The following is a 19,478-nucleotide window of genomic DNA, read 5'->3' as shown; positions in this document are numbered from 1 at the left end:
CCACTCTATCTTTAAACACCAACGCTGTTGAATGTATAGGTAACACCGTAGATAAGAGCCGTAACAATGAAAAATAAGAGGGAGATGGTCCATGCTTTTCCGGATGAAAGTTTGGCAATCACTTTTAATCCGTTTGCGGTCAAAAACAATCCCCAGATCATAAACACATCCAAAACGGTGAGAAAACCTTTCAACATCCCTTCCACCGGCAATATGGCAGCCAAACTGGTAACGGAACCCTCCAGTGGATTGATTCCAAAGCCGATTAGAGCGATGAAATTGACCAATAAGGATAATACATTGAGTACCATCAGATGAAGCCCGAAGGAAAGAAGCTGGCGGTATTTGGCTTCTCCTTGGAACAATAAAACCAATATCCATGTGAAAAGTGCTCCGACCAGAGAGCCGAGCGGAATGATAAATAAAGCGCCTACGGTCCCGGAAATGACGGTAATGGTTTTGAGCATATCCAGTTCGCCCGTCAGATTCCCCGATGGATCCACCATTCCGGGAAACAATACCGGATCATTTACCACAAAATACATCTGAATCCCTGTTATCAGAGTTGTCACAAGGGTTAAGAGAATCATCGGCCCCCAGACGGTCGGGTGGTCCTTGATCCTTAGAAATTGCTTTTCCGGACTGGTAATGATCCCCAGCAATGACGGCTTCTCCTTTGGTGTGGATGGCGTTTGCGCCTGTAGATTCATAAACGGGTTCCTCCTTGGATGCTGAAAAGTGTTTAACTTTAAAATAACATAAAAATTATCCGTTTATGTCAGAAGTTTGTATATAGACATGGTTTTTTCATAAATCTTTTATAATAAGCTATTTCAAAAGTGCCCAATAACGAAAAATGCAGGAAAGATATAAGGCTTTTTTCTCTGTTCACATTCATGTTTCCGGATCATCCAAACCGTGACGGATCCTGTCATCCTTCATTGTTGGAGCCACACTCCATTGGTAAGTGGAGACGAAGGCATCGTTAAAGTTCCTCTATTTTCATATTTCAGCCCGCCTAACCCGCGTTACTTTTGCCGATGCCTTGATCATACTGCCTCACGTTACTGGAGGTTCAAGGATTTTGCGAATGGATGCCCGCTCCCATCGTTGGCTGAACCGCCCCTGGGCCCAGTATCGTTTGGGATCATCATAAGGTTCATTCGACAATTTAGTTTATTTGCTTCCCCGATCTCTTATGTAGTGTTTCTCCCTTATTTTATAATTCGGCCACTCCCTGCAACCTAAAATTTAGCTTAACTTTTTTACCGGGCCGATCGAAGCAGAGTACGACGATTCCCTTCTCCTGCTTTGCTCCCCCCTCTGCCCATTTGCCGCGAAGATCATGGGGACAGGCTCAAACAAAAAAAACCTGCATCGAAACAGATGCAGGTTGAATTGGTGGAGCTAAGCGGATTCGAACCGCTGACCCCCTGCTTGCAAGGCAGGTGCTCTCCCAGCTGAGCTATAGCCCCTCAATATAAACACTTTATATAAAATAACACCCGGATGGAAAAAAGTCAACCTCAAAAAGATTTGAAAATAAAAAAGAGCAGACAGTTCCCTGTCTGCAAACATACATGACCGATTCCGTTATTTGCTTGCTTCAACCGGGATGGGGTTCATTTCGATCTGCTCCAATTCCATTTCCAAATCCGGAACCTTTGAAGAAATCGTTGCTTTAGATTGGGCAGTAAAAAGGAAAAATCCGGCCGCTGCTAAAAACAAGATAAACAGTCCATTTCGAACCCAGCATTTCATGCCTTTGTCCCCCTTTACGGTTTGCTTCCCATCACTTGGGCTTTGGCCAAAGCTTTTTTGTACCGGAAATTATTTGGTTCTAATTCCACTGCTTGTTCAAAAGCTTGAATGGCTTCCTCCTTTTTCTTAAGCGCCATATAAGTCAAGCCCAGTTGATATTGATAAAAGTGATTTTTAGGATTGATTTTAACTGCTTTTAATGCGGCCACATTGGCAGATATTAACCGGTTTCCGTAGTAGTTGATAACCGACAGGCAATAGTAAGCTTTCCCGTAATAACTGTTGATCTTCAAGGCTTTGTCGATGGCCAGGCGTTCCTCTTTGACCAATGGGTCGAGGGTCTTCGACTTTTGTTCAGGGGTTATGGCAGGATCATTGGCGATTCGTTCTATTTTCTTAAAATACAAGATTGCGAGATCCAGGTAATAAACTTCCTGATCTTCTTTCGCTGAGTCTGCCGCTTTTTTGGCTGCTTCAATCGCTTCTTCCAAATTTCCTGTCCGGAAAAGATAGAGCGCAAAATCATGGTTGAAACGAGCTTGATCAGGCTCAAGTTTTACCGCCTGACGGAGAGATTCCATTGCCTTATCATTTTGCTTCAGAGCCGCCAGGATTTTTCCTTGGTGATAGTAATAGAGAGCTTGTTTGCCATCTAATTGAATCGCTTGCTCAATCGCTTGTTTTGCCGTACCGTAATCCTTCAGATAATAAGCAAAAATAGATAAGGCATCATAAAATTTGGCTGTTTGCGGAAACTTGTTCACTGCGGCTTCCAATGTTTTCTTTCCATTTGTGTAATCCCGCGCGGCCCCGAATAAGTTGGCCAGATGCAGGTAGTATTCAGGCTGTTCTGGGTTGGCGCTCAACGCTTTTCTCGCAAGGACGACGGCTTCGTTTAACTTTTTTTGCTCATAAGCTTGATTAGATGCTTCAAAGTACTGAAGCGCCTGTTCCTCATCCTGCTCAACGGAGGGATCCAGGATACCTGCTAAAGCCGGGTCAACCGAATCAGAGAAGAGTTGACTGATCAGATAAACGACCAGTGCCAATGCTGCGACCGTTCCCAAGATCAGTTTGACCGGACGTTTGGAACCGCTCTGGCTGGCTGACGGCTGTTCTCCCCTTAACGGTTTTTTGGCTTTGACTTGTTCTTTGGCGGGTGGCGATATGGCAGGGGCAGACTTCGCCTTTTCTTCGAGCGCGGCCGACTCTCTCTCCTCATAGCGCAGCGCCCAGCGCCAGAAATCTTGGGTACGCGGGCGTTTCATGGGGTCCGGGGAAAGAGCGCGCATCAGCAGCCCTTCCAGTTCCAGAGGCACATCCTGTCTCTCCTGGCGGAGCGGTTCGATTTGCCCGGTCTGCTCATCTGCATGCTTTTTGGTCAGCATCGTATATAAAAGGCTGCCAACCTTTTTAACATCTTCTGCTTCGGGGTATTCATAAGATAGAAGCTTTTTGGGGCCTCCGTATAAAAAGCGGATTTGTCCCGCTTTCGTAATCACGATATTTTGCGGGTCAACCAAGGCGAACTGCCCCCGGTCGTAACAATTCATCAGATGAGTGGTTATCTTTTTCAGGATGTCCGCCGTCTCGACAAGAGAAAGCGGTGCTGACTGCAACAGGTAGATCCCGAGCAGATTTCCTTCCATCTTTTCAAACACTTGATATAAGATGCCTTCTTCTACAAATACCTCTTCTACCGGAAAGAAAATATCTTCATTCCGATTCAGGAGCTCCTTTAAATCCAGCTCATCCATTTGCTTTTTCAGTTTCAAAGCGTGGATGAATCGGGTCGAAGGGGTAGAGGAATCCGCCTGATCCGGATCGGTTAAAGCAGCAAAATAAAGGACTCCTTCCACAAAGGGAAAGGCACTCAACACTTGGTATTTACCTCGAATCGATTCACCTTTCTGCTTAAATTCCATTATGATTTCTCCTCCGATTTATATCCGTACGATACAGTGAGATGATCCAGTAACCCGAAGATTTCTTCGATTCTGGGTCGTTTGCGGACTGCAAACGACAAAGCCTTTTTAACCAATTCCTCCAGCTCACCGGGGCAATCGGGTCGGTATGTAGAAATCGGCGGAACTTCAATACCCGCAGCCAGGGGATTTTTTCCGGTCAGCATCTGATAAATAAGCGTTCCAACCGTGTATGAATCATAAAGATGATTCATTTCAAGCGCATCCTCACGAGGGAGCCTGTCAGCACCGATCCCCTTGGGCAAAACGCCGATCGGTCCGCCGTATAGAAAACGAATCGCATTGCCTGAGGTGATGATGATGTTCTGGGGATGTACGATGGTAAATGAGCCTTCTCTGTAGAGACGGAGCAAATGGCTGGTGATTCCCCGAACCATCCATGCCATATCCGAAACGGGAAGAGGGGCGTGATGCCGGATATAGTGGGCGAGCAGATTTCCCTCCAAACGATAAAAAACCTGATATAAGACACCATCTTCGATAAACATCTCTCGAACGGGAAAAAAAACCGAGTCATCACGGGCGAGGATCGGTTCTTCTGAAATGTTTTCTCCCGCGGCTTTCACATCAAGTGCATGAACAAAACGGGTTTGGGGCCCCAGCTTTGTATTTGCCTCCGTAAAATAAAGCACCCCGATGACAAACGGAAAAGCCTTTAATATTCGATACTTATCGCGAATCCATTCCCCCTGTGCCTTCATTTTCATGCTCCCAATTCCCCTTTGATTCCTTCTTGCATCGATCAGTATTGCATTTATCTTCCGGTTGTGTCGGTCAGCCATCGCAGATTTCGCTAAGTTTCATTCTATCACGATCCCCACCAAGCGTGTAGTCGTGAAGGGGGGACTTCACCCTTTTTTGAAGGACTTTATTGACGTTCCGATACACGGCTTCCTCCCCGTGTGATAAACTGTTCATAGACACTATTTTCTGACTAATGAGACAGGCAGGTGCTTCTATGGATAACCGAGCGGTTCGTAGTTGGGTCATGTATGACTGGGCGAATTCCGCTTTCGCTACAACGATTATGGCGGCTGTGATGCCGATCTTTTATTCCGACGTGGCCGGGAAAGGATTGACTCCCGCCACCTCCACAGCCTACTGGGGGTACACGCAGTCTGTCGCACTTATTCTTGTGGTTCTCTTATCGCCGGTTCTCGGGGCGATAGCGGATGCCTCCGGTTCCAAAAAACAATTCTTGCGCTTCTTCACTTATATGGGGGTGATCGCCTCCCTGCTCATGTTTACGATCGGTGAAGGGGAGTGGCTGTGGGCTTCCGTACTGGTCATTCTGGGAACACTCTCCTTTTCCGGGGCCAATGTGTTTTACGATGCTTTTCTGACAGACGTCGCCCCGGAAGACAAGCGGGATATGATTTCTTCCCGGGGTTACGCCTTCGGATATATCGGGGGAGGGATTTTGCTTGCCGTTAACCTGGCGATGATCACCTTTCATGATCAACTTCTGCTGACCAAGCTCGCCGCTACCCAACTTTCTTTTCTGACGGTCGGACTGTGGTGGTTCTTCTTCTCACTTCCTCTTTTCCGTCATGTGCACGAGAAAAAGCAGCTCAAGGGAATCAGACAAACCCCCATGTCCCGGGCCATGCATGGTTTTAAAAGCGTGGCCAGAACGATGAGGGAAATCGGCAAATATCCGGAACTTCTCAAATTTCTCATCGCTTTTTGGTTCTTCAGCGACGGGATCAATACGATCATTAAAATGGCCACCATCTACGGACGCGAAATCGGGATCGGCCAGACCGATCTCATCAGCGCACTGCTCATCACCCAGTTTGTCGGCATCCCCTGCACGCTTTTATTCGGGAAGGTCGCACAAAAACTGGGAGCCAAAACGACTTTAATCATTACTTTGCTCATTTACCTGATGATCGTTTGTCTGGGATACTTTATGAAGAGCGCCCTGCATTTTTATCTGCTGGCCATCATGGTGGGTCTGGTGCAGGGAGGCAGCCAAGCTTTAAGCCGTTCTCTCTTCAGCAGGCTCGTGCCTCTCCATCGGAACGCCGAATTTTTCGGATTTTTCGGCTTGTCCGGCAAATTTGCCTCCATCTTCGGTCCAGCCGTCTTCGGTTTCTTCGGGCAGCTGACAGGCTCCAGCCGCTCGGGAATCGCTTCGCTCGCCCTGTTTTTCATCGCGGGAATCACGCTGCTGTTGTTCGTAAACCTGGAAAAAGGAAAAGAGCAAGCGATGGCAGGAACGGGTCAGGCAGCAGGAGAAGCGGAAATGATCTAGAAAATAGGCAAAAAAATAGGAAAAAGGCTCTTTCCGATTGGGAAGAGCTACTTTTGTTGAGTCATATTCAATGGCTTCATCCGGTGGAAAATGGATTGTATGCAGAAAGCTATCACCACCCGGGGATGATTATACATCTCGCGCATAGAGTGTTTGTACAGGGGAACTTTGAGGCTCCGGCGGATCTTAAGGAGGGATCAAGTCGGAACCCTGTACAAGCCTCCTAGCCCTGCTTGAGCCGGAGGTTTTATGTTCGTCACGCGCTAACCACCGGAATCCAGCCCTTTCCTTAACTGCTCCAAAACCTGTTCCAGCCACTGTACCGGCTGGATGTTGTAGTAGGGAAAGTAAATGTATGTATGAGCCCGGATGAAAGCGTCCTTTTCCTCATCGCTGATGCCGCTGTTCAGAAATTTCGCGATCTGGTCTGCCACTTCCGAAATCCACTCCCGATCCTCCTCCCGCAAAAACTCGGCCAAGGCTTCTTCAGGAGTTGAAATATCTTGATGAAAAGTTCCGGAAAGAAACTGAACAAGAACATCCTCCTTATACAATTCTCCCACCTGCCGATCTATTCTTCCGGATATCCCGTCAAAATATAGTAGCCGCCCTTTCTGTCACTCTTTAAGATAATCTTGGCCCTGGTATAATTTTCAATCCTGTTTGAACCCCTTTGTATACCGCGGCCAATCACCGTTTTCCCATCACCCGGATAGTTGAGCACCAAATTTCCTCTCGGGTGTTTTAACCAGTGATTTATTTTTTCGACATTTTCAGGTTCGGACAAGGTTGTCTCCACCACTTTTTCCGCAGTGGACAGATCGGTAAACGTGGAGGCGGCGGAGATTCCCGGATTTTCATTTAACCGCTCGATCAGCTCCTGATCCGACTTCCCCACATGCCTGCTGATTAAGTGCCCTCCTTTGGCTTCATGATCCCTTAAATCGACAGAAACCGTCTCGACCTGGTTCCGTGGCCCTTCTGAAGTTTTTTGGTTTGCATCCTCTTTTACATCGAGTGAACAGGCTGTAAGAAAAGCAAGAAGGCTGACTGCCAGAGCCCATTTCAAGGCGGAAATACCGGATGCCGAAAATCGCCGCCAAAGATGAAACCATTTCCCTGCCATGTGCCTCACTGCTCCTTTTCGTGAACATGGTACCGGATAAAACAATCATAATAGAAAGGACAAAGAATTGCTTGTTCTCAGGCGAGTGGTACTCATCAATCTTTGGGTAGATGACAAACAAACACATAAGGGATGAAGAACAATGAACTCTCTGAAAGGCAATATCTAGCAAATGGTTAGTTATTCCCGAATGGTAGAGTAAATATTTCCATAAGATCATTGCTTGAAGGGATCAAAAAATGAAGTCCGGTGAAAAAGGAGGGTTCTTTCCAGCAACATTCAGAAGCAGAAAAGGACAGACGTACCATTGGATCAAATCCGTCACACTTCAGACCTGAACGATTTCCCGTTCAGATGATCCAGGAAGATGATACTATCAGGGTACGTATTCATGCGAGAATCAACAACTGCCATCCCCATGCGGAACCCTCCTTCCCTCATTACCAGCTTGCTTTTTTCACACCGGGAATCTGCCCTTTGTAGGCCAGCTCACGAAAGCAAATCCGGCAGAGCCTAAACTTCCGATATACCGAATGCGGCCTGCCGCAACGCTCACACCGGGTATATTCGCGCACTTTAAACTTTTGCCGACGTTTCGCCTTGACGATCATCGACTTCTTGGCCAAGTGGATTCCTCCTTTCACCAATTAGTGAAATACTCCAAACATCTACGGGAAAGTATCGCCATGAGGGATAACCGGTTGTCCCGGCTTCTTCATCAGTGTTTGCAGTTGTTGCGATAGCTACATTCCACCTGTGTGCAGTCGGTCGGGCGCTTTATGATGGATCTGTTTTAACCTGGCGGAGATCCGTCTCTCCCGGAGGAAGTGGGTCCTCGGGAATGAGATGGGGTTGATTGGTGACCCGTGTCTTATGTTGATTGGGACTTCCGGCTGAATAAGCGAGGTCTGGACCGACGTACTCTTTCGTATCGGACTTTTTTTGATTCGCTTTATTTTTCAATGAGATGCCTCCTTTAAACCTTTCGTTTTTTGTAATCTGCCCTATGCCGGAATGTAAAATACGGCGGAGAATCGTTCATGATCGCCGCCAGAAAATCCCTTTCCAATGGGGGTATTCCGAGCAAACCAGGCAAGCGGCACGATCCATAACAGCGGAGAATACAACCGATTCACAAAGAGGATTGAAGGATTACGAGAAGGGACCGGGAAAAATGGTAGCCAACCCGTGATGATGGAATCAAACAGGCAAAGAGCGACATCGCCATATGGATGTCGCTCTTTGCTCTTCTATGATTGCGGTTCAATCACAATTTGCACGCGGCGGTTTTTCTTACGATTGTCTTCCGTATCATTGGGGGCGACCGGCTGGGTTTCCCCGTATCCTTTCGTGGTAAATTGAAACTTTCCAGGATCCAATTTGCCTTTGAGATACTTTTCCACCGCTTCCGCTCTCTTTTGCGAGAGAGTCAGGTTGTATTGGTCAGAGCCAATGTTGTCCGTATGTCCGGAAATGTGAATCTTGGCTGATGCGTACTTGGCACATCCCTGAACAATCTTATCCAGCACTTCCTGCGCTTGCGGCTTCAAATCACTTTTATTGTAGTCGAACAAAAGGGTATCAGGCATATTAATTTTAACCTGCTTGTCTGTCGTAGACACAGAAATCTGCGGAAATTCCGGTATTGGCGGAAATTCGAATTGGGGAATTTCCGGAGGTTCCGGCATTTCAAATTGTGGGATTTCCGGCGGTTCGGGCTGTTCGAATTGCGGGATACTCGGTATGAAAGCATCATTGGAGTCTGCAGGCTCTTTCGCTTGGGGAGTCTCCTTCACCTGCGGAGTTTCTTTTACCTGAGGTGCCCCCGCCTCTTCTTTTTCGCTGCAAGCGGTCAAAATCAAACTAAGGATTAAAACAGGCATCCACATTTTACTAGACATTTATGTATGAAACCTCCATCCAGAATGATCATTTTCTTTAAAATCTTAACATATTTACATACATTTTTCCATTTCTTACACTAGCGATCAGAATGCAAAATAGCTGATCTTCCGACTGATATTGAAACTCCTCACCATATATCATATTATTAGTTAGTTTATACCAAGCTTTTCTGCGACGATCGAAATTATAGCCGGTAAGAAAATCAGAGCGAGCAATATAAGGCAAACATTAAATATAGGTTTAGCAAATTTTTTGCTCTTTTCCCAAATATGAGAGGTTGATGGGAAATAGTTCCCCATAGGAAATATAAAGAAATACAACGAGAAAACCATCCCTGCTGACGCCCATACTACCATATCAAACAATGTATTCATCCTATGTGGTGATGTGACCACTGCTAATACAATGAGCGTTATCATGATATAAAAGAAAGCCTTTACGATCTTCAAAAGGATCTCTCTAAATCTGGTTTTAAAGAAGCCCCAACTCAAAATAAAATAAAAAATGGTAACAAATATGATCCATAGACGCGCTACCGATTCAAAAAAAGTAAGCTCCATTTCCAGCCTCCTTCATACGTATTGTTTAGCAATCATCTTGCTATCGACTCCGGAGTCAGCTCCTCGTTTCGGATGCAGAAGAAATAATCTATAAAGCGGATTCTGTCGTGAATTTCTCTTGCTACGAATCATTATCTCTTGTGCCATAGACTCTTAAAGAGAAGTTAGTATATTTCAGTAATAAGGTTGAAAAGCGGACGATCGCGGCGTGCCCAAAATAGGTATGTATGGTTAAAAGTATGTGGTTTGCCTCAAAACAAACCGCATACCTTCTTTGTATATCATCCTAGATCTTTTCCGACTGTTCGGCATTTCAAAGCGATGGTCGACTGATCTGTACTCTATGCAGGGGATTTTGGCAGGTTAATAAAGTTTGTCTTTCTCTTCGTCTGCCTTGTCCAATACCTCGTCCTGAATCTTATTCTTATTGTCCAGAACGGCTTCCTGGAGCTTATCTCTCTTGTAAAAGTTGTAGTCGTTGATGTAGTCCGCCCGCTTGGAAAACTTTTGATTGACGTGATTATAGAGGAGTTCAAATTCAAATCCCCGTTCTTTTTCCAAATACTCGCTCATGTGGTAGAACCGCTTTTCTTCACGGTCGGTGATTTGGTACATCTCGTGGGATTTCCGTTGCAGATCCTCGTATTTTTTGTTGGCTACGTCGCCCGCCTTGTCATAATGCTCGTTGGCCCAGTGAGACCACGCTTTGTACAGCCGGCTTCTCTCTTCCTCAAAATAGCGGTCGAGATCCACTTCGGAATCCACTGAGCTGTACTCACCACCTCCGGCATCGGCCACTGCTTGCAGTGCCTTTTGTCCAGCATCATCAAGATCAAAACCGATGATGTTGACCACGGCTTTCATATTGGATTCGTGAAGCTCCTTCGCCGCTTGTACCGGATCGCCGCCACAGGTTTCCACTCCATCACTCACTACATAAACGATGTTTTCTGCCTTATCCTGATTCGCCAGCTTTTGCTTGGCCAGTTTCATGGCAGCCGCAATCGGAGTCCACCCTTGGGCTTAAACTGGTTCAATGCCTGGTTGAATTTGCTTTCATCATAGGCTCCGAGGGGATACACTTCTTCAATGCTTTTGCAGGATGTGGCCTTGTCCTTTTCACTGTTGCTCCCTTTGTGACCGTAAACGGAAAGGGAAACGTTGGCTCCTTCCGGCATTTGGCTGGCGAAATTCTTGACAGCCTCCTTGGCCAGATCCATTTTCATTCCGCCGGATACTTTTCCGGCCATCGAACCGCTGGAATCGACCAGAATCATGATATTTACCGGTTTTTCCCCTGGCAATTTGAGGTTTTTCAACCCGCCCGGACCTTGTTCCACATTGATGATCGAAGTATCAAAGGTCTCATAATACTTGAAAAAAGGCGTGTAATCTTCCGCTGCCAGTTCGTAAAACTTTTTGAGAATCGTTTTTCCATCAGCGTTTTTCGGAATCTTGTCCAGTTCCTTTTTTACCTTTGCCCAATCGTATTTCTCACCTGCGTATTTGCCTTCGGGCGGCAGGTCAACTCCCTGTAACTCCTCGGGAATTTTCACATCCTCTTTGTATTTGGATGCCTGTTCCGCCTGTTTTTCCGCTGTCTGTTTGGCATTTCCCGACAGAGATGAAGAACCCAGCGAACAACCGCTTGTAAGGATCAGGCCGATGATTAGCATACAAAGAAACCTTTTTTTCCGCATAATGCCCTCCTGGTTAAAAATGTATCCTCCGAAGCCCTCCATGAACGACCGCCGGTTCCTGCAATTGATAAAAACCCCTTTCGGGGTTTCTCTCATTGCGTTTCCACTTTCTTGCCTTCCATATCTTCCACGATAAATTTCTTTCCATCCAACGCGCCGGTTTCGACCGAAACCCAATCGCGGGCAGGTGCTTCCCGGCCGATATCCTTCTCCCAGGAAACGACGATTTTCACAACATCCTGATCAATCACCTGGAGCTTTTCAATATTGATATTTTGATGTTGATATTTTTTGCTGGCCTGGACGTAAAGCATATCTTCGTGGTCCCAATCCTGGTCATCCAAGCCGGCGGGGTGCCTATCCTTGTTCCAAAGCCAGATTCCACCCGTCGGCTCGGGATCCGGCGCTCCCATGATCCAGTTAATGTTTGTAAATTCGATTTCTTTAAAGGTTTGATTGGGTGCAACAGCTTCCGCTGCTGCTTCCGATTTCTTCTCTTCCGGTTTTTTGCCGGTGTCTGCATTCTTCTCATCACTTCCACAACCGGCACCCAATAGTGCAGCAATAAGAACGACGAAAAGTATGAGGAAACGTTTCAACAACAAATACCTCCTATTACATTCAAAATACATATGCTATTTTAAACAACTTTTAATAGAGTGTCCAGAAAAATCTTCCATAACATAAAAAAGATTCAATGGGAGAAAGATTGACATGTTAAATTAGGTGTCTTTCCAACCAACACGACCCCCCTTTGTTAAACAGTCCGTTTTCGCTGCCTAATTAAAATAATTCCCTTCTACTATTCTTTATCTCTCTTCTGGAAGTTTATGGGCTATTATAGCTTCATTACCAAATAACTAAAGTTGTCAGGATGAACACTACCGTATTACTAATGAGGGTTGGCAAGGTAAGGATGAAGCAACCGAGAACCACTTGGAGCAATAAAAGGTAGAAGCGACATCGACGTATAGATGCGTTCCCTTTATTCCAAACGATACCTGGTTCGAAAAAGAACCGTGTCCGTTACACTCCTTACCTTAGCGGTAAGGTTACCCAGTTTTGTGGCGATCGTATCATTTTAAGCAAATAAGAATAATATTAGACTATCACGATTGCATGATAGCCTTCAGATTTCAGAGCAGTACAGTATACAAATTTTTTAACGAGGGTCGATTATAATTTCGACTCGCCTATTTTTTTGTCTTCCTTGTATTGTGTCATTAGATTCTTTAGGGTTCATTTCTCCAAAACCTCGTGTATCAAACTGAACTCCTTGTAAACCTCTACTTTTTAAGTATGATTCTACTGTCGCAGCCCTCTTTTGAGACAGCTTCAAATTATAATCTTCCTCTCCTAAACTATCTGTGTACCCATATACTTTAACGACAGCATTGGAATATTGTTTTAATACAAGGGCAACTTCATCTAACGTTTCTTGCGCTTGGGGCTTTAGGTCACTTTTGTTGAAACTAAATAGAAGGGGCTCCGGAACATTAATTTTTACTTGGTCTTTATTGAAAGTAACTCCTACATAATTAGGTAAGTTTAGGTGCTTTTGCTTTTGACTTGCTTCTTTTAATCCCCCAACAACGTTAAATGTCTCATCTGCCATCAACTCAAGGTCCCTATAAATTCGGACTCTGTATTCCCCTGGTTCCAGTTCTCCATTCCAGACAGGATCATGAAACGTTAACATTAGTCCCTTATAGGATGGCTCAACTTTCTGTTCCCAACCTCTTACCCAATTATGAAATTCTCCTTTAGCCCGAACTCTAAGCAATCTTATAATTAACTTATCAGTTTTAAGAGTATCTGGTTCATCAAAATCTAAGGATATTTTCTCACTAGGATCAAAGTATTTTCTAATGTTATCCAGGGACTTCTTGTTTTCGTCTTTAGGCCAATCTCCAAAAGTCATAGGACGGGGATCTACTGTGAGTTTCTTATATGTATCTACTGGTCTACTATTAGTTATCCCACCTTGAGATTGCTGACTATTACCATCCTTCGGGTTTTCAACTACATTAAAACTACCTTCTGATAGAACTTTTCCTTCTCTAATTACTTGAACTTTATACTCTCCTAAAATTGTTGGAACATCAAACCAAGTAATTAACCCTTTATACATACTCTAATGATTCTCCAACAATACCTTCTATTACGAGACGGCACTTATCTCTTTGGACTTTCATTTTCCGGCAATTAAACGACTTTTTCTTCGGCACGTTACACTATAAAAAATCTAGCCTTCAAATGAAAACTAGATTTTTTATGTAGTACCTGATTATTGAGACTCGATCACAATTTCGACCCGGCTGTTTTGATCTAACATCTAATTATACCTGAGAAATTATATTTTTCTCGGTCCAGGAAGACCAACAATTAAAACTGTATAGTCTTCATGTGTAATGGAGTAAACCCATTCAAAACTATGATCAAATACATAAACATCCAACTGTCTATTTACCTGGTAACTACTTTCCAAAAAAGAATAAATGCTTAATATATCGGTTTGATAAGCTTTGTTCCTTCTTTCATCATAAAGATAAAGGAGATAATCGTTATCGTTGATAAAAAAATGGTAATCTTTCAACTGCTCATATGTGAATACTACAGGCTCCTTGCGGAATGCCAACCACATTAGAGTTTTTCCTGATTCCGTCAATCGCTGATTCTTGTTAAATTGATCGATATCAACAAATGTATCTTTTAATTTCTGTACAAGCTCATTTGTTTTTTCAATTCCAAGATCCAGTCCTTGAAACTCCGAAAAGTTTGCTGACATCATTCACTCATCCTGCACTTTGCAAAAGCTTCATCCTCAACCATGCGACGAATCGTTTGTACTTTTTAAATATCATTTGAAACTCGCGATCGGAAAGCAACAAAAGCTCGCAGCTGATCATAATCCATGAAAAGTCAATCAATCCCATAAAAACGGCGATCCCGGCATGAAAGGCGAAAGCCGCCAATAGTGCCAGATATTTGGTATATCGGTAGAGCAACAATATAGGAAACAGAACTTGATAGACAACGGTGGCATAAGTCATCCCTTTAAGGAGAGTTTCATTTTTCCACAACCACTCACTTAAGCCCGGGGTAAAGTAATCTTGCGTTCGGGTAGCGTAATATAAGGCGGTACCATCCAGCCACATGCTGCCGGTCAATTTATACAAACCGGCCGTGAGGTACATCACGCATAATTGAATGATCGCCGCCATCCATGCGAAATGGATTTAAGAGTTCATTTGAACATTCCGAATGATCTTATGTTACAATAGACATTACTAGAAGATTGAAAGGAGTTTCGTATGGGTGAATTCATTCATGCGCTGCAAAATCTCTTTCTATTTTTAGCAGTGATTATAGGGCTAGTTTGTTCTTTTCTGTTTGATAAAAAAAAATTCAACATTCAGCATTAAAAATCACTAAAATATCTCTTTACTTACTTATTATATTAACAATTCTAGACTTAATATTTCTCCCAACTTTCACCAGCAAGATTAAAATGTTAGGGACTACATCCTTTTGGCTGTTACTTCCCTATTATGCAATCGCATTTCCTAGAGATGTTGCTCATAAATCAAATTATGTTAAATGGCCTGTAAGTAGAGAATTCGGCAAAAAGGTATTTTATTGTTGTCTAGCCATTTTATTGATTTCTTTCGTCATACCAGCAATATTTATCTCCCTTTTTTAAATATGACATTTGTAAATGTTATGAGGCTGCTCTTCTTTCTCCGATAGAACAGCCTCGATCTTTATTGTTAGTTAAATTATAAAAGTGTTAAAACTAAATAATAAATCGTTTTAGTACTCATGATAAACAAGATCCCTTTTTTCTGCGTAATATGAACGAATTGAAAATACAAAGATAGGTAAGAAGAAAGTATTTATTACAATCTAAACTAAAGCATGTATCATAAAACTGTTAGTTACAGAGTCAACACCAAGGGCTACTAAAATTCCCAGAACTAGTTCCGTTCCTTGTACTAAGATAACTAAACCAAGAAGTCCCAAGAAATGCTGTTTTCCAAAACGAAATGCCTCTGTAAAACCGCTTAATCTTTTATCTTTTAATACAATGGAATAGGGAAAGAGAAATAACAAAGTAAATAGTATTAGACCTGGAATAATCAAAATTGTAAACCCAATAACAACCAGTTTTTCGTATAAATGGCCCTCTTTCAGCTAACTTCTGTTTGTTGTAATTAGTTTCTATCTTCGTTTTCTCGCTATCCAGGTATCTTAACCGTTTATTAAGACTTCGTTCCTTTTGTTCGATGTTTTTTCGTGTTTTTTGGGGAACTTTATTCCAATCCCCATGTCGTTTAATTAAATCTTGCTTCTTTTGTTTGACTGTTGTAAGCTGCTGATTAATCCTGTTTTTCCGCTCATCATAATTTAATTTTTCTAAGTCTGCTGGATACTGTTTTTCTATATCAACCTTTTTACCTTTATATTTTAGAGATTCACCAGTAATATCTTTAGTAATATACTTAATCTTCTATACTAGGCTTTTTAAATTCATCTATCTTGAATTCTTCTACTTCAGCTTTCAAATGAGGTGCTATGTTTAAATCGTCTGGTGGAGTATAAATATCATCAGGTGGAGTCCATGGAGCTACTCCCTCTGCAAAGGAAATTCCTATTCATCCTCTATCTCGATCTTATTTTTTGCAGTTTGTACTCTTTAGGAGCCCCAAATGATTTTTTGGCCTGGTCTTCCGCTTTTTTTACATCCCCTGATGTAGAGGCAACTTTGACGGCATCCCGCAATGCCGCTTGCGTATCCATAACTGCCTTGCCTGCAACCACCAGTTGCCAAACAACCAGACATAAAAAGAGAACAGCGGAAGGATGACAATAAACTCCATCGTGGAGGCACCCTTTCGATGAGCGTGACTCCACTTCAGCAACTGTTTGATTCGTTTTTTCATTCCCAATCCTCCAGTGAAGTTAAATGAAACGAATCATCTAGATAAGCTACTGGATCACCGGTGCTCTTGCCTCAAACTGATAGGTAAACGGCGGCAATTCTCTCCAAAAAACCGCTTCAATCTTGGTTTCAGCCTTTGCAATCGCCTGCCCGTCCTCGATTTTCACCTGATAGGATTCTAAATAGTAACGGCCGGCAGGATCAAAAGAAGCTTTCCCCCGCTTCTCTTCCGCTTTGGCATCCCCTGAAGAAGCGGCTAATCTTACCCCTTCACGAACCAAAGTCTGGGTGTCCATCACAGCCATCCCGGCGACGATAAACTGCAACATAAAAAAGATTCAATGGGAGAAAGATTGACATGTCTTATGTATGCGAATGTAATCCTCCCCTAAAATGATATGATATAACTTTCTCCATTATGTTTAAAACCAAATTGACAGAAGCCATCTATAAAGTCTTTCATTATACCCTTAGGGCTAACGATTTATGTCAACGCGATCTTCAACTACTTTTCCCTTTAAAATCTCCAATTTTGTACGGAAAAAGTATCTTGTATTTGTTTGGGTGGACAGATGTTCTTCCTTTATCCGTAACCGCTTGATAGACATATGGAATGCTTGACAGACAAATAAATTGAATGTCATTTAGTTTAAACAGGAAATAGTTCATCGCATTTTAAGTTTAAGAGGTGGGTCTGGTCTATTTTTTGAATAATGCAGCTACTTCCCTTCCGAATCTACCTTCGATTTTCCCAATATCGTGTGAATCAATTGACATAATTTGAATTGGAACCTTATTTTGTTTCACTAATTGGTAAGCGCGAACAAAATCTTTTTTCTTCATCCATCTTGTATTAGTTCTGGAAAAATTCGATTCTATGGTAGATGTTTTTCCATTTTTTAACTCGCACTCAAGATAGACTACAGTTACTTTTCCTCTTTTATCTTTTATAATATCTAGTTTTGCACGATCTATCTGATTCCAATAAACTTTTTCATGATCGCCCAGTTTCCAGAAACTTGATTCGACAAGACCTTTCTCAGTGACCAAGCTATATTTGTCCAGAACGAAGAGCGTAATCAAAAATGCAATCATTACAAGGACAGAATAACCAATCCAAAATTGTTTCTCGGTGACAGTCATGCTGCTCATGCTCCAGCGTTTCCTGTTCAGAAAAGCATAAATGTATACACCCAGTAAACCTGACACAACCAAAGAAGCAACAATTCCGCCATATCCGTCCCAGTATACAATTTGCCCATAGTCAGTGTACGCAACCCATTTATACACATTTTCCTCAATGAGATACCAGAGGACGGCGATAATAGCAACTGTTATCGTTGCTCGTATATAACTAATCTTTGCTTTTTCCTTTTTTTCATTAGCTTTGGGTAAGTTAGAAGAAGTTGTACGCAAACTGTTCACCCCTATTGTTGACAGTTAAAACTCATCTCATATCAAGTGAGAGAATGCCGAACGAGACTCAACCGGGCATTGAGAAACAGCTCGACCTTGGGAAACAATTGGGCTTATGTTTAAGTAACTTGATCATTTGAAGATTTACCCGGGAGTTATACCTACTAATCAGTAGTTTTTCAACTTTACTCACTACACAATGTTAATTTATTCCCAAGTTAAATCTTCACTAAGCTTTGTTTAAATACTTTTATCACTTCAGGTAATTGAACTAGTTGATCTTCAAACACCTTCTATTACTAAAGAATGTATTTGATCCCGATCTCCGTGAGGATTCATTAAATTTAAAAAATCTCTCTCTTCGTCATAAAAGATGACATGAAACCAGCCTCTACATCTTCTACAAATTCTCCTCCACAGTTAAGTAGGTATCGTTTACTTTTAAATACACATAAGTATGCTCAATTCCATCCAGTTCCTTCTATTGCTTTCTTTATCTGTTCCCATGTCGGAAGTTGATAATAATGTATTCAACTTTTAGTTCCCTTTGCATTTTCCCATCTCCAACTTCTCTCGAAGATCTGCTGCATCAGACCGTCTACGTTCTTTAGATTAAAACTTTTTTAATAGAGAATAACATATGTACGATTGATCTGAAGGGCAGAAGTAATTTGTGAGACCGAATACCCCTCACTAACTAAGGTTCGCATTAACTCCCCTGTACTTACCATCGGCCCCAGTTGGTCTTTTTTCTGAGAATCTCAATCTGCATCGCTTGTTCACCCAAGAGAGCTTTTGCTTCTTGCAGCTCTTTTTCAAGTTCCTGTTCCCGTTTAGATGGTCTAGTGATCAGAACCAAGCAACCTTAAAAGCTTCTCACCCAGTACTGTAGTTGTAAAAAGCATACTTACGGAAGACAGCAGAAATATTCGCTCCTGACGGCATCCCTACCAACCGATTTCCATTTTTTATCTACCGTCCATTTTCTTTGCCAATATCTCTCGTTCCCATTTATCTTAACTTTAGAGTTAGTCTGTGGCTGTTGGGGGATCAGTATATTTTTATCAACTTATTAGTCGATTTTTTATTAAGATAAGCAACGTTTTTATAACATTTTTTCTGATAGACTAATTTGGAATGATGACAGGCTTTTTCGTAAGATCATCAAATTGCGGGGGATCCACTTTACAATTGTCGCTTACAAAATCAAGCCACCCGTTCAACAGGCGGCTTGATTTTGTTATTAAGGGGGACTATAACTGGAAGCGTTTCGCAAAAGTTAAGTCAATAGTGTACATCCCTATTTCTTGCTATTACTTTAGTCCAGAAGATACTTTAATATATACGCATCCATCGTTTTTTTCCAGTGTTCCAAAAGCTTGTTTTCATCACAAGTATATTTGCGGCTACCAATGCCAGCCGTTGTCACCCCGTCACGATGACTGATGATGTTGATACCTTGGGACCCACAATTTTTAGTAACGGTATACAAATAATACATAGCAATCAGATCTTTGATGGTCAAACCTTCATCTTGTACAAGCTTTATTACAAAATGCCAGACCAAATCCGTATTTTGATCGGAGGGACGGTTTTTTTCCAGAAAACGAATCAATTTTTCTGTTTTATTTACCATTCATCGACCTCTATTCTTGATTGGTTTTTAAATGCTGTTTGGATTTACGGTTGTATTATTGTTACTTTGTGTAAACTTTGGATAATGAGTATCTACTTAATGCCCCCCATAAGTCCAGACAATTATGCAACTTTTTGAGTTAGCATTTGTCTAAATTCTCTTGGAGACCTGTAATTCAAAGCGGAGTGAG

Annotated in this window: 20 protein-coding genes and 1 tRNA gene; 1 reads left to right on the top strand and 20 read right to left on the bottom strand. The window is 42.6% G+C overall.

Going from position 1 to position 19,478, the window contains the following annotated elements:
• Positions 1-11: 11 nt before the first annotated feature.
• The 5 genes from yknW to BMW55_RS15250 form a co-directional block, all read right to left on the bottom strand.
• Entirely contained in the window at positions 12-710 is a 699-nt protein-coding gene (yknW, locus tag BMW55_RS15265) for a YknW family membrane protein (RefSeq protein WP_089971325.1), read from the bottom strand.
• A 689-nt stretch (positions 711-1,399) separates the two neighbouring features.
• Positions 1,400-1,475: transfer RNA gene (locus tag BMW55_RS15260), tRNA-Ala, on the bottom strand.
• Positions 1,476-1,593: 118 nt separating this feature from the next.
• A complete protein-coding gene (locus BMW55_RS19515) occupies positions 1,594-1,761 on the bottom strand; it encodes a hypothetical protein (protein ID WP_170839972.1) in 168 nt (55 codons plus the stop codon).
• 14 nt (positions 1,762-1,775) lie between these two features.
• On the bottom strand, positions 1,776-3,686 hold the full coding sequence (locus BMW55_RS15255; protein WP_089971321.1) for a tetratricopeptide repeat protein: 1,911 nt from the start codon (positions 3,684-3,686) through the stop codon (positions 1,776-1,778).
• A complete protein-coding gene (locus BMW55_RS15250; RefSeq protein ID WP_089971318.1) occupies positions 3,686-4,453 on the bottom strand; it encodes a serine/threonine-protein kinase in 768 nt (255 codons plus the stop codon). Before BMW55_RS15250 ends, BMW55_RS15255 begins: the two co-directional genes overlap by 1 nt.
• 251 nt (positions 4,454-4,704) lie before the next feature.
• Between BMW55_RS15250 and BMW55_RS15245 the strand changes: the two genes are divergently transcribed.
• Complete coding sequence (locus tag BMW55_RS15245) at positions 4,705-6,003, top strand: MFS transporter (RefSeq protein WP_089971316.1); 1,299 nt, start codon at positions 4,705-4,707, stop codon at positions 6,001-6,003.
• A 263-nt stretch (positions 6,004-6,266) separates the two neighbouring features.
• Here BMW55_RS15245 and BMW55_RS15240 read toward each other — a convergent pair whose 3' ends face one another.
• The 15 genes from BMW55_RS15240 to BMW55_RS15165 form a co-directional block, all read right to left on the bottom strand.
• Positions 6,267-6,557, bottom strand: coding sequence for a contact-dependent growth inhibition system immunity protein (locus tag BMW55_RS15240; RefSeq protein WP_244527590.1), 291 nt, complete (start codon positions 6,555-6,557; stop codon positions 6,267-6,269).
• Positions 6,558-6,574: 17 nt separating this feature from the next.
• The gene (locus BMW55_RS15235; RefSeq protein WP_089971310.1) at positions 6,575-7,129 is read right to left on the bottom strand and encodes an RNase A-like domain-containing protein; all 555 of its coding nucleotides are present in this window, start codon (positions 7,127-7,129) and stop codon (positions 6,575-6,577) included.
• A 440-nt stretch (positions 7,130-7,569) separates the two neighbouring features.
• Entirely contained in the window at positions 7,570-7,755 is a 186-nt protein-coding gene (locus tag BMW55_RS15230; RefSeq protein WP_089971307.1) for a type Z 30S ribosomal protein S14, read from the bottom strand.
• Between the two features lie 151 nt (positions 7,756-7,906).
• Positions 7,907-8,092: a hypothetical protein gene (locus tag BMW55_RS15225; RefSeq protein WP_089971304.1), complete on the bottom strand. Its 186-nt coding sequence runs from the start codon at positions 8,090-8,092 to the stop codon at positions 7,907-7,909.
• A 287-nt stretch (positions 8,093-8,379) separates the two neighbouring features.
• Positions 8,380-9,030 (bottom strand): OmpA family protein, encoded by a 651-nt coding sequence (locus tag BMW55_RS15220; protein ID WP_089971301.1) that lies wholly within the window; start codon positions 9,028-9,030, stop codon positions 8,380-8,382.
• 927 nt (positions 9,031-9,957) lie between these two features.
• Positions 9,958-10,587 carry a vWA domain-containing protein gene (locus BMW55_RS15210; protein WP_089971296.1) on the bottom strand — a complete coding sequence of 210 codons (630 nt, stop codon included), beginning with the start codon at positions 10,585-10,587 and terminating at the stop codon, positions 9,958-9,960.
• Complete coding sequence (locus BMW55_RS19875) at positions 10,584-11,294, bottom strand: VWA domain-containing protein (protein ID WP_170839971.1); 711 nt, start codon at positions 11,292-11,294, stop codon at positions 10,584-10,586. Before BMW55_RS19875 ends, BMW55_RS15210 begins: the two co-directional genes overlap by 4 nt.
• A 92-nt stretch (positions 11,295-11,386) precedes the next feature.
• Positions 11,387-11,893, bottom strand: a complete 507-nt coding sequence (locus BMW55_RS15200; RefSeq protein ID WP_139179518.1) for a hypothetical protein — start codon at positions 11,891-11,893, stop codon at positions 11,387-11,389.
• Positions 11,894-12,456: 563 nt separating this feature from the next.
• The gene (locus BMW55_RS15195) at positions 12,457-13,425 is read right to left on the bottom strand and encodes an OmpA family protein (RefSeq protein ID WP_089971289.1); all 969 of its coding nucleotides are present in this window, start codon (positions 13,423-13,425) and stop codon (positions 12,457-12,459) included.
• 222 nt (positions 13,426-13,647) lie between these two features.
• Complete coding sequence (locus BMW55_RS15190) at positions 13,648-14,082, bottom strand: hypothetical protein (protein ID WP_089971287.1); 435 nt, start codon at positions 14,080-14,082, stop codon at positions 13,648-13,650.
• A gap of 7 nt (positions 14,083-14,089) precedes the next feature.
• Positions 14,090-14,518: an HTTM domain-containing protein gene (locus BMW55_RS15185; RefSeq protein ID WP_089971283.1), complete on the bottom strand. Its 429-nt coding sequence runs from the start codon at positions 14,516-14,518 to the stop codon at positions 14,090-14,092.
• 1,515 nt (positions 14,519-16,033) lie between these two features.
• Positions 16,034-16,237: a hypothetical protein gene (locus tag BMW55_RS15180; protein WP_089971279.1), complete on the bottom strand. Its 204-nt coding sequence runs from the start codon at positions 16,235-16,237 to the stop codon at positions 16,034-16,036.
• Between the two features lie 46 nt (positions 16,238-16,283).
• Positions 16,284-16,532, bottom strand: a complete 249-nt coding sequence (locus BMW55_RS15175; RefSeq protein WP_139179516.1) for a hypothetical protein — start codon at positions 16,530-16,532, stop codon at positions 16,284-16,286.
• Positions 16,533-16,935: 403 nt separating this feature from the next.
• Positions 16,936-17,652: a hypothetical protein gene (locus BMW55_RS15170; protein WP_089971273.1), complete on the bottom strand. Its 717-nt coding sequence runs from the start codon at positions 17,650-17,652 to the stop codon at positions 16,936-16,938.
• 1,318 nt (positions 17,653-18,970) lie between these two features.
• Positions 18,971-19,288 carry a hypothetical protein gene (locus BMW55_RS15165; RefSeq protein ID WP_089971270.1) on the bottom strand — a complete coding sequence of 106 codons (318 nt, stop codon included), beginning with the start codon at positions 19,286-19,288 and terminating at the stop codon, positions 18,971-18,973.
• Positions 19,289-19,478: the final 190 nt, after the last annotated feature.

Source organism: Lihuaxuella thermophila, from assembly GCF_900110165.1.
Lineage (GTDB): Bacteria > Bacillota > Bacilli > Thermoactinomycetales > Thermoactinomycetaceae > Lihuaxuella > Lihuaxuella thermophila.
Note: the sequence above shows the minus strand (reverse complement) of the source record. Positions and strands in the feature narration are given on the sequence as shown.

Coding starts and splice junctions, on each gene's coding strand:
- yknW (WP_089971325.1), bottom strand. CDS start 710: ATGAATCTACAGGCGCAAACGCCATCCACACCAAAGGAGAAGCCGTCA.
- BMW55_RS19515 (WP_170839972.1), bottom strand. CDS start 1,761: ATGAAATGCTGGGTTCGAAATGGACTGTTTATCTTGTTTTTAGCAGCG.
- BMW55_RS15255 (WP_089971321.1), bottom strand. CDS start 3,686: ATGGAATTTAAGCAGAAAGGTGAATCGATTCGAGGTAAATACCAAGTG.
- BMW55_RS15250 (WP_089971318.1), bottom strand. CDS start 4,453: ATGAAAATGAAGGCACAGGGGGAATGGATTCGCGATAAGTATCGAATA.
- BMW55_RS15245 (WP_089971316.1), top strand. CDS start 4,705: ATGGATAACCGAGCGGTTCGTAGTTGGGTCATGTATGACTGGGCGAAT.
- BMW55_RS15235 (WP_089971310.1), bottom strand. CDS start 7,129: ATGGCAGGGAAATGGTTTCATCTTTGGCGGCGATTTTCGGCATCCGGT.
- BMW55_RS15220 (WP_089971301.1), bottom strand. CDS start 9,030: ATGTCTAGTAAAATGTGGATGCCTGTTTTAATCCTTAGTTTGATTTTG.
- BMW55_RS15210 (WP_089971296.1), bottom strand. CDS start 10,587: ATGAAACTGGCCAAGCAAAAGCTGGCGAATCAGGATAAGGCAGAAAAC.
- BMW55_RS19875 (WP_170839971.1), bottom strand. CDS start 11,294: ATGCGGAAAAAAAGGTTTCTTTGTATGCTAATCATCGGCCTGATCCTT.
- BMW55_RS15195 (WP_089971289.1), bottom strand. CDS start 13,425: ATGTATAAAGGGTTAATTACTTGGTTTGATGTTCCAACAATTTTAGGA.
- BMW55_RS15190 (WP_089971287.1), bottom strand. CDS start 14,082: ATGTCAGCAAACTTTTCGGAGTTTCAAGGACTGGATCTTGGAATTGAA.
- BMW55_RS15185 (WP_089971283.1), bottom strand. CDS start 14,518: ATGGCGGCGATCATTCAATTATGCGTGATGTACCTCACGGCCGGTTTG.
- BMW55_RS15180 (WP_089971279.1), bottom strand. CDS start 16,237: ATGAAAAAACGAATCAAACAGTTGCTGAAGTGGAGTCACGCTCATCGA.
- BMW55_RS15175 (WP_139179516.1), bottom strand. CDS start 16,532: ATGGACACCCAGACTTTGGTTCGTGAAGGGGTAAGATTAGCCGCTTCT.
- BMW55_RS15165 (WP_089971270.1), bottom strand. CDS start 19,288: ATGGTAAATAAAACAGAAAAATTGATTCGTTTTCTGGAAAAAAACCGT.